Here is a 15,258-nt window from a genome sequence, read left to right as displayed (position 1 = left end):
CAGGTCAAAAACCGTGTCTAAATACTATGCTCGAGCCGTGGGCCGGCTGGTGACGCGGCCCCACCAGTCTGTCAGGTTCTGGTGTGTCTCAGGTACTCTGACACCCACTGCTTTACCAATAAGTATAGCACATTGTGCGGTGATATCGGCGACGGTGTAATCGTCTGTCGCAAGAAATTCGCGCCCTTCCAATGTTGTTTCCATCCAGTCGATAGTCTCGGTCGCATGGATTCTACAAACCTCCGCCCAATCTGGAACTTGCGTTCGGATATTTTTCCACATGGGATGAGTGTGGGAAAAAATATTGATGAGCGGATGGAGCAGTTCAAGTTCCATGCGCCGGTTCCACATTTCGACTTGCGCCCTCTCGACTTGTGTCCGGCCCATCAGCGGCGGTGTTGGGTATTCTTCTTCCAGATAACGACAAATAGCGTGGCTTTCAGAAATGCAGACCCCGTCATCCAGCTCTAAAAGCGGCATGCGGCCCAGTATGTTTTTTTCAAGATACTCCGGAGATTTATGGAAGCCTGTCGATAAATCTATCTCTTGTGACGGGATTTCGACGCCTTTTTCAGCAAGAAAAATTCGAACCCGGCGGGCATTGGGAGAGGCTTTGAGGTCGTATAGCTTCATGAGTTTTCCTCATTTTATATAATTTTTCCAACAAGTGCTTATGCGTGATTCCAGTTGTCTGGCTCATCGGAGTTATTAGGTGATAAACCGATAATATCATTTTCAGTGTTAATGCCAAGCCCTAGTACCGTGCGGTTTGCATAAGAAAAATAAGCAACGACCTGATTGACCTCCAGAATTTGCCCGTCATCGAGCCCGGAAATACGGAGTTCGTTAATCATCGTGGCATCTATATGTGCTGGGCGGGTGGTCAGGACATTGGCATAGAGCATCATTGCCAGATCAGGGCCTTCAAAAACCTGTTCCGGTAATCCAACCGTTAAGGCACTACGAATTCTGTTCGCGCAGTCGTCATCTTTTACCAGCCGTTTCAGACCTTCGAAATGATGCTCTACGCAATACATGCATTCATTGATCAAACTGACATACACGCCGAGCGCCTCTAGTTTCCATTTGGGCAGGGTGTTCGCGGAATGATGCAATACATGTTTGTAGAGGCTCATATGGCCTTCCATGGTGTGGGGCCGCAGCGAATGTGCCATCATGATATTGTCGATATTATTATCTGGACCCTTCACGCGCTCATATAATTTCTTGAGCTTGCCTTCGGCCTCTTCATAGCTGATTGTTTTGATCCAGGTCATCTCGTTTGCCCTTTATTCATGATTGCGTTTCAGTTGACATAAAAAAAATGTCGGGAGCAAGGCAATCCATTTTCAGGCGCTTGATTCCGGCATTTTCAAATTATATCGTCAGTTTGCTTTTGTACTCCGCAAGATTCCAGCCTATATTCGCAGATGGCGCATTAACGAAAAGTGAAGAAAGACGTTTTGAACGTTTCGAGGATCCTTACATGGCCCATGATCACAAGCATAATGACCCCTTACCAGAAACACTTCTAAGGGTTAAAAGTCTGGAATCTCTGTTAGTTGAAAAGGGGTTAGTGGAAACAGCCGCCCTTGACGCCCTTGTGGAACGCTATGAAAAGAAGATCGGCCCTCAAAATGGTGCAAAAGTCGTCGCTCGGGCTTGGATTGACGACAACTATAAGCAAAGATTGCTGAAAGATGGATCGGCAGCCATCGCCGAATTTGGCTTTTCCGGGGCGCAAGGCGAAGAAATGGTAGCAGTAGAGAATACCGACAACGTTCATAATGTGGTCGTTTGCACGTTGTGCTCCTGTTACCCATGGCCGGTATTGGGGCTACCACCAGTCTGGTATAAATCCGCACCGTACCGCTCCCGGGTAGTCCGCGAGCCGCGCAAAGTTTTGCAGGAATTTGGCACGGAACTTCCTGCTTCGTCCGAAGTACGCGTATGGGACAGTACGGCAGAAACCCGATATTTGGTAATACCGCGTCGCCCTGAAGGGACAGAGGGGTATTCCGAACAATCCCTCGCGGAGTTGGTAACACGCGACAGCATGATCGGCGTGACAACGGCCAACGTACCGGCGAATACGGAGGTAACCTAACATGGATGGTGTACATGATATGGGCGGCATGCATGGTATGGGCTCGGTGGAGCCAGAAGAAAATGAGCCGGTTTTTCATGGCGACTGGGAAAAGCGGATGTTTGCCATGAACAATGCCATAAGCGCCCTTGGGATGCGCAATATTGACGAGAGCCGGCACGCTCGCGAGCGCATGGCCCCGGCAGATTACCTTGGCAGCAACTATTATGAAATCTGGCTCGATGGTCTAGTCCGGACGCTGACAGAGAAAGGTCTGATCAGCGAAGAAGAATTATCCGGCGTCATGGCGCCACAGCCTGTGACAACGCCAAAACCGGCAATGACCGCTGAAAATGTCGATATTATTATGAGTAAGGGCGCAACTTATGTGGTGGATCTGGACATCGACCCGGCTTTTGTCGTTGGGCAAGCTGTCCGCGCGAAAAATATTCATCCCGCCGGTCATACGCGATTGCCGCGCTATGCACGCGGCCATACGGGGGTTATTCATGCGGCTTATGGTGTTCATGTGTTTCCCGACGCAAATGCCCATGGCCCGGATCAACCACAGCATCTTTACAATGTGAAATTCTCGTCAGAAGAATTATGGGGCGGCGATGGTACCCCTGGTGACTTTGTGTATATTGATCTTTGGAATGACCATCTGGAGGCTTTATCCAATGACTAACAATCGCGGCGAACTGGATTGGACGCTCGAGAAAATAGATATACCGCGTGATGCCGGTGGACCGGTTTTTGAAGAACCCTGGCAGGCCCAAGCCTTTGCCATGACCGTCAAACTAAACGAGCAAGGCCAATTTAGCTGGTCTGAATGGGCCAAAATCTTTGGTGCGGAGATTGGGGCGGCGACTTTGGCGGGGGAGGGGCGCGGCAACGAAGGATATTACTTGTGCTGGCTTGCGGCGCTTGAAAAAATCGTGGCTCGAAAAGACCTATTGACGACGCAACAGTTGGCGGACCGAAAAGAAGAATGGCGACATGCGTCAGAGCATACAGAACATGGCAAGCCGATTTTGCTGGCCGAAAACCATTAAGGGCATTGTGATTAAGCTTCTCAGTGCGTATGTGTGCGTTATTAAAAACCTTAAGTGAACTGGAAAACCTGTGACCGATACGCCTCTTGATACCCTACCTGATGACGATACGCGCGTTAAACTGGAAAAGGCTGCTGAAATCATCACCAAATATATGGATATGGCCTTGCAGGACTGCGTTGAAGCCGGGCTGGAGCGTGAGCATTTCACAGCTGGCGTTATCGCAACCATGATGCAGGCTGTCGAAACCAGCCTTGGCGGTAGTGCGGCCGGTGCCTTACAGGAAATGGCCGCTATGGCTGTTGATCACGAGTCTGAAAATCCAGTTCAGTAACAATTTACCAGACACAGCCCGTTAATCGGGCGTGTGAATGGGTAGATTTAGAATAGCCCGACGTCTGAGCCACTGACTAGGCCGATATCTCTCTTCACCGGTGATTTTCTGGAGGTACTCCAATATGCTATGGGTGTTTTGCGTTCCCATATTCTCGGCAAGTTCTACGGAACCAAGCGGGTAATTAAGGCCCAGCTTCATTCCCTTATCAATGTCTTCGGGCGTTGCAATACCGATTTGTGCCATTTCACAACCAAGATTGGCAATCATTGATCGAATGCGCTGAGCAACAAAACCTGGATTATCCTTTATTCGGGTCACACTCATGGAAACGCCTTTGAGCATGGCAATGATGGAAGACATGATCGCTTCGTCAACGCCCGGCGCAGCCATAACAGTTGCGCGGCTAACAACGCCGGTGTGAGTGTCGATGGCAACAAGCCTTTTCGCATCGAGATTGAGCCGTTTGACGAGGGCCGTGCAGTCTTCACCAATAGGATCGGATAGAATTGGCGATGTTCCGTCATCTTCAGCTAAAATATTGACACCAAGATCGCGAAGAATGGTGTTTAGGGCTTCTGAAGGTTCTGGAAGATAAACGCGCTGTGCAGGATCGCCTTCGATTGGAAAGTCGATCTCCGGGCGGATGATGGTGCCACTATCATCATATTCGTAAAAACCGGCTTTAGTTTTTCGGCCCAGCCGACCGGCTTCCATCATGCTTTCATGAAGCGGGTAGGTAGATAACCGTTTATCTTGAAAGTACCCTTTGTAAATGATCTGACTGACGGGGAAATTAACATCGATTCCTGTTAAATCCATGAGTTCAAACGGTCCCATGCGAAAACCACAGGCGTCCCGCATGATAGCGTCTACCTCAAAAGGCGTTGCTACGCCTTCTGATACGATACGCAAGGATTCTGTTGTGTAGGCCCGGCCGCCAAGATTAACCAAAAATCCTGGCGCGTCTTTCACGACAACCGGGACGCGGCCCATGCGTTTGCCAATAACTTCAAGCGCCGCGGTGACATCCGCATTTGTATCCGTGCCATTAATGACTTCAACTAATTTCATCAAGGGAACAGGATTAAAAAAATGCAAGCCGGCAATGCGACCACGGTGGGTACAAGCAGAGGCAATTGAAGAAATACGGATACTGGATGTATTCGAAGCGATTATCGCGTCAGGTCGGACAACTTCTTCAAGTTGCTGAAAAACGGATTGCTTCACGTCAATATTTTCGACAATTGCCTCGACGACAAGATCACAATCTTTTAGATCGGCAATGGCGTTAGCAACGTGCAATCGATCGATGGCGCCCTGACCTTCGTTACTTTCCAGGCGGCCTTTTTCAACAGAGCGGCCAATCATACCCGAGATGAAATCGACGGCCAGGCGCGCTGCCCCGTCTGCAGCATCAAATATAATCGCTTGCATACCACCGGTTACGGATACTTGTGCAATGCCTCGTCCCATGGCGCCGGCGCCGACGATACCAATTTTTAGATCTTTTCTGTGGGGGTCAATTGCCATTTCCGTTTTGCCTTTATTTTTTGTGATTGTTTTGTGAGTTATAACTCGCTGGGCATTTTTGTGAAGTGCAACCTTGATGCGGTGCAATAAAATCCCTACATATGAGGAGACTGGTGCCGCTTAAGGGCTGGTTTCAGGCGTTTTTATCTGACGCCGAAAGTTACTCGCTCGTTTGAGGAGGAGAGAAATGCCGAGAATGTCGACCTTTAATAATCCATTGATGCTTGGATTCGATCACTTTGATCAGATGTTAGAGCAACTCTCCAAATCTGGTGGTGAAGGTTACCCTCCTTATAATATTGAACAGGTTCGGCAGGACGCACTGCGAATTTCACTTGCTGTTGCTGGATTTAGTGAGGAAGATATGCAAATAACGCTGGAACAAAATCAGCTAATCATTCATGGTAAGCAAAGAGAAGAAACAGATCGCGTATTTTTGCACCGTGGAATTGCCGCACGGCAGTTCAAGAAGAAATTTGTCCTTGCGGAAGGAATTGAAGTGACAGGTGCTGAAGTTGATAATGGGCTTCTTCACATTGATTTGCTTTTACCGACACCAAGTGTCAATAGCCGGCAGATTCAGATTACGAAGAAGAGCAATAAAAAAGATATGAAGACGATAGATTCTGGTGAATTAATTTAGTTCGAGGCGTTAGCGTATTAGCAGGAGTATTAAAATGCAGTATCAGGAAACCACCTTACGACAGATGAGTTCTGCGGCCTTTGGGATGTTGGGATCCATGGATATCGCGTATATCCGAAAAGTAGAAGACGAAGGAGACATCACCTACGGTATTTTCGCGGCAAATGGTGAAAAACTTGGCGATGAGTCTTCTGCAGACGTCGCGATGGTAGTTGCCCGTCAAAATGACTTTGAGGCTTTCCTCGTCAATTAGCGAATTTTCATCGAACCGAGATTTTCGCTTCGTCAATAATCGTCGCGGATGAACGCTTGATCGTGATTTGTCCACGATAGTCACCCTTCGGCCAACCAGTTTTCGGCTTTTTAATCCCGACAAAGAAGTATTTCGAAATTTGATTTTTAGATACCCGCTTCGGGGAATACTCCTTTAGTAATTTGTTGTCCGGTCCTACGATTGTCAACGTTACGACATCATCTTTTTGGGATCCATAATATAGCGACCAAAAGATAAGAGTCTGGCTATTTGGCGGCAACAGGCTTTGCTGCATATTTCCGCTTTCCAGTGCCCGTCGATTCTTTGGGATTTTCGCCGAGAAGCCGGTTACGAGAAACCCAGTCGGTTGATACGCCAGTTCGTGCTGCGCGACTTCGGACCATAGGGGCGTTTCTGAATGCGTACAGGGCGTGGTTTTCTGCGGGCCTGAAAAGGGGTCAATGACGGCTTTGCCAGACATGACCTGAAAGTGCAAATGCGGAAATTCTGTTAAGCCGGATAAGCCAACATAACCCAATATATCACCACGCTTTACTTTTTGCAATTTGGCGACAGTAACGCTGTTCTTTTTCAGGTGCGCATAGATGGTCTTCAGGCCGTTTTCATGGGCAAGTATCACCGTATTTCCGAGCCCGATTTCTTTTATTCGTGGACGAACAGCTGATGGATAATCTTCAAAATACTGATCCGTAACGCCGTCTCTTAAATTCGCTACAACACCGTCTGCAGCCGCGAGAACTGGAACGCCTGCTTCCATATCTGCAAGCGTTGGCAGTCGGAAATCTGTGCCTTTATGACCGTCATAGGTCAAGAAACCGCATGTGTGGTCTTTTGCCTTCTTGCTAGGATCCATATCGGGATAATGCTGGATAAAACAGGTATCGCCAAGCTGACAGCCAATTGGTAAATCAAGCTCAAGGTCATCTGCGAACGCGTGAGCAGATATGACAGTAAGCATAAGGCATGTGATGGCGGCGAGACGCTTGCGAAATCTTGATGTCATTTGGCAAGCAATATGAAGAGCATCACAGAATCCTTTTAGGCTGCTGATTGTGCGCTTTCATCCGTTAGCACTGCGAACAATGCGTCCGCATCGTTGCTTCCTCGTAATTTCTCACATCGTCCTTTGTCTCGTAAAGTACGAGATACGCGGGCCAAGGCTTTCAGATGATCAGCGCCCGCAGATTCTGGTGCAAGCAGCAGAAATACGAGATCGACGGGCATGTCATCCATCGAGTCAAAATCAATACCGGAATCGAGCTTTGCGAATAAACCATAAACATGATCGATGCCCGCCAGCTTTCCGTGAGGAATTGCGATACCTCGGCCAATACCCGTCGTACCCAGTCTCTCGCGTTCCAATAGAACATCTAAAATGGCACGTTCGGGGCAGTCAGTCACAGCTGCTGCACGCCGTGCAAGTTCCTGCAAGGCGTGCTTTTTGCTCGTCGCTTTTAGATCCGCGAAGACAGTCTCCGGGCTGATAAGGTCAGTAAGTTCCATGATACCTGTACTAAATGGTAATTCTTTTTCGATTTTCCAGCGCTTTAGGCAGACTTTTTCGCCGACTCGACACGTGGGTCAATCCAGCCAATGTTGCCGTCTTGCCGGCGGTAGACAACGTTCAAACCATTGGTTTGCGAATTATGAAACATCATGGCAGGAAGGTTGGCCAAATCCATTCTCATAACGGCTTCACCGACGGCGCAATTTGGAATATCTGCGCTGCTTTCCGCAATAATGATTGGCTGCCAGTCGTCATTTGCCTCGACTTCGACTTCGATCTCTTCCGGCTCCGGCGCCAGAATATAAGATTGCGCGGCAAGAGATTGCTTGGCTTGGTATCGCTCTTTGCCGTGATGGCTTTTTAAACGGCGTTTATAACGACGCAACTGCTTTTCGACACGCTCAGCCGCAGTATCAAAACTTCCGTAGGGGTCAACATGATCGGCAGACGCGGTTACATCAATTCCGGACCCTATATGCACACTGCATTCCGTATGGAAATTGTGATTTTTCTTGCTTAGAGTCACTTGGGCGTCAATAGCGTTGTCAAAGTATTTTGAGACGCCTGCAATCAGAGCATCTTCAATATGCACTCGAAGTGCATCGCCAACATCTATCTGTTTACCTTTTACAATCACGTGCATCTGTAATTCCAATTCTAGAAGTGAACCAATTATCCGCCCCGGAAAAACGTCCAAATCAATTTGAGGGCGGGACCATAGTTTTTGCGTACCGCATTGTCAATATGCGGTTGTAGAAAATAAAATTCGCTGATTTGGTGGCGTCATTTCATGTATCCCCGTTTAGGAAGCAATCAACTGCTTCTTCAGTCTTCGACGTTGTACGGAAGAGGGAATCTTCATCGCATCACGATACTTTGCAACGGTCCGTCGTGCAATATCTATCCCCTCCAATTTCATCAATTCGACGATTTTGTCATCGGAAAGGATCTTATTAGGGGATTCGTCATCTATGAGCCGCTTCAATTTATGTCGAACTGAAGCAGCGGAGTGTGAATCGCCGCCAGATGTCGAGTTAATCGCTGACGTGAAAAAATACTTAAGTTCAAATATACCGCGTTGCGACGCAATATACTTGTTTGACGTAACGCGACTGACCGTACTTTCGTGCATGGAAATCGTATCGGCAATTGTTTTTAAATTGAGGGGGCGTAGAAACTCAATGCCTTGGGTGAAAAACATTTCTTGTTCTGCAACCAGAGCCGTTGCAACCTTCAATATCGTCTGTGCCCGTTGATCTAAAGATTTGACCAACCAGTTCGCTGTACTCAGGCAATCTGAAAGATACTCTTTTTCCTCTTTTTTCTTTGTTTTAGTGTTCAGCACCGAATAGTAGCTGTTGTTAACAAGAACTTTTGGCAAGGTTTCGCTGTTTAATTCTATGTGCCAGGTGCTATCCGGACGTCGACGGACGAAAATATCAGGAATAACCGTTTGTGCTACTTCGCTGTCAAATTGAAGGCCAGGTTTTGGATCCAGCGCTTTGATCTCTGAAATCATTTCTCTCAGGTCTTCTTGATCAACATCACAAATTTCAAGCAACCCTTTCAAATTTCCTTCCGCCAGCATATTCAGATTGCTAAGAAGAGCTTCGATTGCTGGATCAAATCTGTTTCGGTCCATCAGCTGTAAGGCGAGACAGTCAGCGAGATCTGTTGCGAAGATACCAACCGGCTCCATAGTGCGTAAGGCTGTAAAAACGGTTTCAACAGCGCCTCGTCCGCATCCTAATATTTCTGCAACATCATTGAGCTCTTCCGTAAAATATCCAGCATCGCTAACCAGATCAATCATATAAGAAGCAATAAGTTTCTGCGAATTTGAAAGGGGGAGTTGATTAAGCTGCTGGGTCAAGTGATCCTGGAGCGATAAATCTTCTGACAGGGTGTTTTCAAGATTAAGATCATTGCTTGAGAAATTGGAACTTCCTCCTGAATTGGCGCCCAGATACCCGGTGTCGGCGCCATCAGCAAAAGATTGTTCTGCCGGCATATCTGTTACCGTATCGTTATATGTATTATCATAATCTGCTTCAGGCGTGCTATTCCCATCATCCGGAGAGGTGCCGTCGTTAGAAATTGATAGTTCTTTTAGTGGTGTGTCATCATTGTCAGCAGAGGCTGGTGCGCTTTCTTGTTCTACCGCACCAGAATTGGCTTCTTGCGCCTCCAACGCATCAGAGCGCTCAAGTAAAGGGTTCTTCTCGAGCTCTTGTTCGACATAAGCGGCGAGGTCCAGATTAGACAATTGCAACAGTTTGATGGCCTGCTGCAACTGAGGCGTCATCACAAGCTGTTGACTTTGTCGTAAATCCAGTCTGGGCGTTAAAGCCATCGTTACTCCTGATCAATGTCAAACGCTAGAGATTAAAGCGGTCCCCTAAATAGACACGTCGTACCCCCTCATCTGAAACAATCTCAGATGGGGTGCCTTCTTTTATGACACGACCATCGTTAAGAATGTATGCTCGATCGATGATTTCCAAAGTTTCACGGACATTATGCTCTGTGATTAAAACGCCGATGCCGCGGTCTTTCAGATGAGAGACTAAATCACGAATATCACCGACCGCAATTGGATCGATACCGGCAAGCGGTTCATCCAGCATGATATAACTTGGTTTTCCGGCCAAAGCTCGAGCAATTTCCACCCGGCGACGTTCCCCGCCGGATAGGGCGACTGCCGGGGTTCGTCTTAAATGTGTAATGGAAAACTCCGCGAGAAGTCCTTCAAGCAAATTCTCACGTTTTTCACGAACAGGTTCGATAAGTTCAAGTACGGCTCGAATATTCTGTTCGACATTCAGGCCCCGGAAAATGGACGCCTCTTGCGGCAAGTAACCGATACCCAACCGTGCCCGTCTGTACATGGGAAGGTCTGTGACATCTCGTCCATCTAGAATAATCGATCCGTAATCGGGGCTCAACAGGCCGGAAATTATATAAAAACTGGTTGTTTTCCCGGCGCCATTCGGACCAAGCAAGCCAACAGCTTCTCCGCGGTTTACAACAATATCGACGCCGCGAAGAATGGGCCTTTTTTTAAATGCCTTCCCAATATTTTGCGCCACGAGCCCCGAATTTTCGGCAACCAACCTGGGAACACGTTCCTCTTCATCCATACTCATCGCTTAAAAGCCCCTTTACTCAACTACTCGGCCTTCTGTTCCGGCACGAAAATGCCTTTAACGCGACCCGTGCCACCGTCCGTTGTTGCGGCACTTTCGACTCGGCTCGTGCCTGTCACCATGTTCAAAGTCATCTTGTCGCCTCGCAAGACATTCTGCCCTTGCGTTAATACCACATTTCCCCGAAGGTCTACCCGTTTACTGTTCACATCATATGTTCCCGTTTCGCCTTCGGCGGTTTCCCGCGGGCTGGACAGAAAGACATTTCCTATGGCATCAATTTTCTTGATATTGGCCGGACCGCCATCCTTTGCAGTGTTTTTGTCCGCGTAATAGACAATTAGCTTGTCGGCCCGCATGCGTATTTCACCTTGCTTTACATCGACATTGCCCTCAAAAATGGCCTGTTGGTTATCCTGTTGAACTTCCAGGGAGTCAGCTGTAATTTCAAGCGGTTGATTAGTATCATATTCCCCGCCGGTTAAAGCTGATTGGGCGATGACGAGAGAACTCCCCATGGCACCTAAAAGGATACCGGCTAACAGAAATAATCCCGTAATCTTTTTCATTTTGTTGTTTCCAGATCTGTCCGTTATTTCTGATTTAGGGATATATTTTAAGTCGTACATTGCCTTCAAAACGTAATCTACCAGTTAATTGATCTGCCACAAGTTTATCTGCTTCAATGGCGCCAAGGGGTCCATGACCGATAACACGGTTGGGGCTGACAATAGTCCGTTTTTTCAAATCGACTTCTGCTGATTTCATGGTGAACTGATCGCCACTATCCGAAAAAATATTTACATCTCCAAAAAGCTGCAATAGGCCGGTGTCTTGATCGAGGACACCATCAGGGGCGGACAGTGAAACCCATTCTCCTGATTTAAGTGTGATATCAGCCTGCAGGTTTTTCAGGGTAATTTCTGAGCTCGTAGCGGTTTTTTGTGTCGCCGTATCAGCCGTTACAACGTAGTTTTGATTACTGAGATCACTGGCAACAAATTGCGGATTTTTCATTGTCAGGCTATCGTCGGACACGATCAAATCCGCATAATCAAGTGTAAACCCTTCCTCTTTCTCTAGATTAGGTAGAACAAAAGCCAATCCGATGAGAAGAATTGCAAGCCCCAGGAGTATAAATTTAGCAATGGCGACGAAATGGCTGTAGCGCGAGCTAAATTTTACCCCATCAAGAATGTCCGATGCGACAAATTTCGGTGCTTCAGAAACCGATCCTTTGTCGGCATTCTCGTCAGCAGAAATGGCGTCAGCGGGTTTCATTTCTTACATCACTCCACTGCGCAAACAGTCGTGAACACTCACAATACCTAGAATTTCATCGTCTTCAGTTACAAAAAGACAGGTAATACCATTGAAGCCTGTCGAATTCATTTGAGATAGCGCTTCGCCTGCCAAGGCTCGAGGGGAAATGGTTTGAGGGTTTTCCGTCATCACATCCAAAGCTCTTTTGCTTAGTAAATCGGGTCCCATGTGACGCCTTAAATCGCCGTCGGTGATGACCCCCGCAAGTTTGCCTGTGTTATTTGTTATGGCAACGCAACCAAAACTCTTTGTTGAAATTTCAATCAGTGCATCGCTCATAAGTGTTTCACTGCCGATAACCGGAACGGCTTTGTCCGTATGCATAATATCGCTGACTTTAATCAGCGAACTGCCCAGGTTGCCACCTGGATGAAATACATGAAACTGAGAAGAATCAAACCCCTGTCGCTCAAGTAAAGCAACCGCAAGGGCATCACCGAGCGCAAGTGTCATTGTCGTCGAAGTTGTTGGTGCTAGCCCCATTGGGCAGGCTTCAGGAGCAGGGGGCAAGACAAGGGCCACATCGGCGCGACGGCCTAAAGTACTATCCAGCTTACCGACGATGCCGATGAGCGGGATATCGAAGCGCCTTGTATAGGCAATTATATCGCTGAGTTCTTTTGTGCTGCCCGAGTTTGACAAGCATAATACTGTGTCATTTTTCGTGATCATACCCAAGTCACCATGGCTTGCTTCGCCAGGATGAACAAACTGCGCCGGGGTTCCTGTAGAGGCCAAGGTTGCCGCTATTTTATTTCCAATATGGCCGTTTTTTCCCATCCCGCTAACGATGACACGGCCGGTAGATTGGCTGATAAGGTCAAGGGCTTCAACGAATTTACTATCAAGGCTTTTTTGCAATTGAGATATCGCATCAGCCTCAATGGTCAGGACATTACGCGCACTCTCCAGATCACGGCTTTTTTCCGTCAAACCCACTATCACTTGATCTGTGGTTTCAGTCAATTAGTCCGTCCTTATAAGTTGCGGGCGCGGGCCTTGATGAAGTAAGCCAGCAAAAAACACTCAAGCATACTAAATATATAAGAAAATTGCGCCAAATTAACAAGGTTAATAGCGTATTCTGTTTGAAAGATTTTGATATCAAATAGGGAAAAACTTATGAATGGGCAAAAATGTCCGTCTCATCCCAACCGGCAAGATCCAATTCCGCCCGTACAGGCAAAAAGGAAAAGCATTCAGCAGCCAATTCTTTTCGGCCTTCCCGGGCAAGCATCACGTCGAGTTTTTCCTTCAACTGATGAAGGTACAAAACGTCCGACGCTGCGTACTCCATTTGTGCTTGCGATAGCTCTTCGGCGCCCCAGTCGGAACTTTGTTGCTGCTTGGAAATATCAATGCCGAGCAATTCCTGGCATAGGTTCTTTAGGCCATGACGGTCGGTATAGGTGCGAACGAGACGGGACGCGATTTTTGTGCAGTAAACGGGGGCGCAGTCGATATTGAGATACTTCTTCAATACCGCAATATCAAAGCGACCAAAATGGAAAAGCTTGAGGCGGTCCGGGTCATTGAGTTGGGTCGCCAGATTGGGCGCGTCGTAGGTCTTGCCGTCAAATTTCACTAAATGCGCATCACCATCACCTGAGGACAATTGGATCAGGCAAAGGCGGTCCCGGTGGGGCAGTAATCCCATGGTCTCGCTATCAATTGCTATGCTGTTGCCGAGATCGACATCATCGGGAAGATCGTTGTGATGTAAAAATATTGCCATTTAGTCCTCCGAAAGCACGGCCACTACGCCGGAATCGAAAGCTGGCATAACCGCTTGATAGTTGTTCATCGAATGGTGCCCAGGAGAAGACTCGAACTTCCACGACCATAAGGCCACTAGCACCTGAAGCTAGCGCGTCTACCAATTCCGCCACCTGGGCAACTCAATGGTGCCTCTGATATAAAGCAAGGTCTTTGTTGTCAACAAACTTCGACAAAAGAATTCAAGTATTTTTCGGTTTGGGCTTGGCGTGGAGGTTATATACGGGTAGAAATTGCCTCAGGAATGGCGCAATGCGCAATGATATAGCCTAAAATTTTCGAGCAAAGGATGACAGTATGCCAGATCGATTAATTACCATCTTTGGGGGCTCCGGATTCATAGGGCGCCATTTGGTCGGGCGTCTGGCAGCAAAAGGATATCAAATTCGGCTCGCCGTACGGGATCCGGAAAGCGCCGTGCAGCTGATGACGCAGGGAAATGTCGGCCAAATTGTCGGTATGCAGACGAACATTCGCAATCAACCGTCTGTCGATCGCGCTGTCGCAGGGGCCGATATTGTCATTAATCTCGTTGGATTGCTCTATGAAGCGGGCGCTCAGTCCTTCGGTGCGGTTCATGTGGACGGTGCAGAGCGGGTTGCGAAAGCCGCTCTACAAGCCGGCGCGAAACAGCTTGTTCATATGTCGGCGCTCGGTGCTGACAGGGAACATGAGGCGGACTATGCCCGCAGTAAAGCCGTTGGCGAAGAGTTGGCAGCAACAGAGTTTCCTGGTGCGACTATTTTACGGCCTTCGGTCGTCTTTGGCACTGATGACGATTTTTTCAATCGCTTTGCCCAGCTGTTTGCACTGACGCCGATCTTCCCATTGTCCGATGGCGGCCAGGCCAAAATGCAGCCTATTTGGATAGAAGATCTGGTGGAAGCGATTGTCAGAATTGTGGAAACGCCTTCTGAGCAAGGCAAGATTTGGGAATTAACCGGCCCGGATGCGGTCAGCTTCCATGATCTGATGAAAAAGGTTTTGGCGTATACGGACCGGAGTTGTTTGCTTCTGCCAGTTCCGGCACCTTTAATGTCTTTTATGGCCATTTTCATGAAGCTGGCGCCAGGGCGCCCACAATTGACACCCGATCAGGTCAAGTTATTGAAAGTCGATAACGTTGCGTCGGGGGATTTTCCCAATTTGCAAGACCTCGGAATAGAGGCTGCCTCCATTGATTCCGTTGTTCCGTCATATTTGCACCGTTACAAAAAAGGCGGTGGGACAAAAACTGTTGACCTTACTTAGCAGCGGGTCTCGGCCTTATTAAAGCGGATAAGAATCACCTGTGATTAATTAGGTCCGATACTGTACTAAATTTTCCTTACATTTTAACAAAAATGATATGAAATTCGAGGAAATGGCGGGCCCTTTGTATAAATACGTCATATATATTGACCTATTTATCGCTTTTTTCTGGTAATTTTTGATTTTTTAGGCTATTCAATGCTTCCCTTTGCCTCCTATTAATTTTAATACGCGCAGGTAAAGACCGGAAATGCTGGGGTTTTATCCAGCTCGTGCCTTTTGGGCTTTCGGTACAGGATTAAGTTAAAAGTTTGTGGAAGAAGTAAACCT

19 protein-coding genes and 1 tRNA gene are annotated in these 15,258 nt (G+C 47.7%); 7 read left to right on the top strand and 13 right to left on the bottom strand.

The annotated features are described in order from the left end of the window. Positions 1-24: 24 nt before the first annotated feature. The gene (locus tag V7723_RS01785; RefSeq protein ID WP_335682701.1) at positions 25-633 is read right to left on the bottom strand and encodes a glutathione S-transferase family protein; all 609 of its coding nucleotides are present in this window, start codon (positions 631-633) and stop codon (positions 25-27) included. Between the two features lie 38 nt (positions 634-671). Then, positions 672-1,277 (bottom strand): carboxymuconolactone decarboxylase family protein, encoded by a 606-nt coding sequence (locus V7723_RS01780; protein WP_335682700.1) that lies wholly within the window; start codon positions 1,275-1,277, stop codon positions 672-674. A 209-nt stretch (positions 1,278-1,486) separates the two neighbouring features. Here V7723_RS01780 and nthA point away from each other — a divergent pair, with 209 nt between their 5' ends. From nthA to V7723_RS01760, 4 genes are all read left to right on the top strand, one after another. Next, positions 1,487-2,107, top strand: coding sequence for a nitrile hydratase subunit alpha (gene nthA, locus V7723_RS01775; protein ID WP_335682699.1), 621 nt, complete (start codon positions 1,487-1,489; stop codon positions 2,105-2,107). Between the two features lies 1 nt (position 2,108). Continuing rightward, a complete protein-coding gene (nthB, locus tag V7723_RS01770; protein WP_335682698.1) occupies positions 2,109-2,774 on the top strand; it encodes a nitrile hydratase subunit beta in 666 nt (221 codons plus the stop codon). Then, the gene (locus tag V7723_RS01765) at positions 2,767-3,141 is read left to right on the top strand and encodes a nitrile hydratase accessory protein (protein WP_335682697.1); all 375 of its coding nucleotides are present in this window, start codon (positions 2,767-2,769) and stop codon (positions 3,139-3,141) included. Before nthB ends, V7723_RS01765 begins: the two co-directional genes overlap by 8 nt. Positions 3,142-3,211: 70 nt before the next feature. After that, positions 3,212-3,475: a hypothetical protein gene (locus tag V7723_RS01760; RefSeq protein WP_335682696.1), complete on the top strand. Its 264-nt coding sequence runs from the start codon at positions 3,212-3,214 to the stop codon at positions 3,473-3,475. 21 nt (positions 3,476-3,496) lie between these two features. Here the strand turns inward: V7723_RS01760 and V7723_RS01755 are convergent, their stop codons facing one another. Continuing rightward, the gene (locus V7723_RS01755; protein WP_335682695.1) at positions 3,497-5,008 is read right to left on the bottom strand and encodes a 3-hydroxyacyl-CoA dehydrogenase; all 1,512 of its coding nucleotides are present in this window, start codon (positions 5,006-5,008) and stop codon (positions 3,497-3,499) included. 196 nt (positions 5,009-5,204) lie between these two features. Between V7723_RS01755 and V7723_RS01750 the strand changes: the two genes are divergently transcribed. Together V7723_RS01750 and V7723_RS01745 are read left to right on the top strand one after the other, a co-directional pair. Next, complete coding sequence (locus V7723_RS01750) at positions 5,205-5,651, top strand: Hsp20 family protein (protein WP_335682694.1); 447 nt, start codon at positions 5,205-5,207, stop codon at positions 5,649-5,651. 34 nt (positions 5,652-5,685) lie between these two features. Next, entirely contained in the window at positions 5,686-5,904 is a 219-nt protein-coding gene (locus V7723_RS01745; RefSeq protein ID WP_335682693.1) for a hypothetical protein, read from the top strand. Between the two features lie 7 nt (positions 5,905-5,911). On the opposite strand, the gene V7723_RS01740 is transcribed toward V7723_RS01745, so the two are convergent. The 10 genes from V7723_RS01740 to V7723_RS01695 form a co-directional block, all read right to left on the bottom strand. Continuing rightward, a complete protein-coding gene (locus tag V7723_RS01740) occupies positions 5,912-6,928 on the bottom strand; it encodes a M23 family metallopeptidase (RefSeq protein WP_335682692.1) in 1,017 nt (338 codons plus the stop codon). A 35-nt stretch (positions 6,929-6,963) separates the two neighbouring features. Further along, positions 6,964-7,428 carry a PTS IIA-like nitrogen regulatory protein PtsN gene (gene ptsN, locus V7723_RS01735; protein WP_335682691.1) on the bottom strand — a complete coding sequence of 155 codons (465 nt, stop codon included), beginning with the start codon at positions 7,426-7,428 and terminating at the stop codon, positions 6,964-6,966. A 44-nt stretch (positions 7,429-7,472) separates the two neighbouring features. Then, positions 7,473-8,075, bottom strand: coding sequence for a ribosome hibernation-promoting factor, HPF/YfiA family (gene hpf, locus V7723_RS01730; protein ID WP_335682690.1), 603 nt, complete (start codon positions 8,073-8,075; stop codon positions 7,473-7,475). 159 nt (positions 8,076-8,234) lie between these two features. Continuing rightward, positions 8,235-9,785 carry an RNA polymerase factor sigma-54 gene (gene rpoN / locus V7723_RS01725; RefSeq protein WP_335682689.1) on the bottom strand — a complete coding sequence of 517 codons (1,551 nt, stop codon included), beginning with the start codon at positions 9,783-9,785 and terminating at the stop codon, positions 8,235-8,237. 25 nt (positions 9,786-9,810) lie between these two features. After that, entirely contained in the window at positions 9,811-10,578 is a 768-nt protein-coding gene (gene lptB / locus V7723_RS01720) for an LPS export ABC transporter ATP-binding protein (protein ID WP_335682688.1), read from the bottom strand. Positions 10,579-10,601: 23 nt separating this feature from the next. Continuing rightward, positions 10,602-11,147 (bottom strand): lipopolysaccharide transport periplasmic protein LptA, encoded by a 546-nt coding sequence (lptA, locus tag V7723_RS01715; RefSeq protein ID WP_335682687.1) that lies wholly within the window; start codon positions 11,145-11,147, stop codon positions 10,602-10,604. Positions 11,148-11,181: 34 nt separating this feature from the next. After that, positions 11,182-11,859: an LPS export ABC transporter periplasmic protein LptC gene (gene lptC / locus V7723_RS01710; RefSeq protein WP_335682686.1), complete on the bottom strand. Its 678-nt coding sequence runs from the start codon at positions 11,857-11,859 to the stop codon at positions 11,182-11,184. 3 nt (positions 11,860-11,862) lie between these two features. Next, positions 11,863-12,867 carry a KpsF/GutQ family sugar-phosphate isomerase gene (locus tag V7723_RS01705; RefSeq protein ID WP_335682685.1) on the bottom strand — a complete coding sequence of 335 codons (1,005 nt, stop codon included), beginning with the start codon at positions 12,865-12,867 and terminating at the stop codon, positions 11,863-11,865. A 154-nt stretch (positions 12,868-13,021) separates the two neighbouring features. After that, on the bottom strand, positions 13,022-13,636 hold the full coding sequence (locus V7723_RS01700) for a ribonuclease D (RefSeq protein WP_335682684.1): 615 nt from the start codon (positions 13,634-13,636) through the stop codon (positions 13,022-13,024). A 73-nt stretch (positions 13,637-13,709) separates the two neighbouring features. After that, positions 13,710-13,796 (bottom strand) — tRNA-Leu (locus V7723_RS01695). 178 nt (positions 13,797-13,974) lie between these two features. On the opposite strand from V7723_RS01695, the gene V7723_RS01690 reads away from it, so the two are divergent. Then, entirely contained in the window at positions 13,975-14,928 is a 954-nt protein-coding gene (locus tag V7723_RS01690) for a complex I NDUFA9 subunit family protein (protein WP_335682683.1), read from the top strand. Positions 14,929-15,258: the final 330 nt, after the last annotated feature.

This window comes from Sneathiella sp. (assembly GCF_036960985.1).
Classification (GTDB): Bacteria; Pseudomonadota; Alphaproteobacteria; order Sneathiellales; family Sneathiellaceae; genus Sneathiella.
This window is presented reverse-complemented; position numbering and strand designations above follow the sequence as displayed.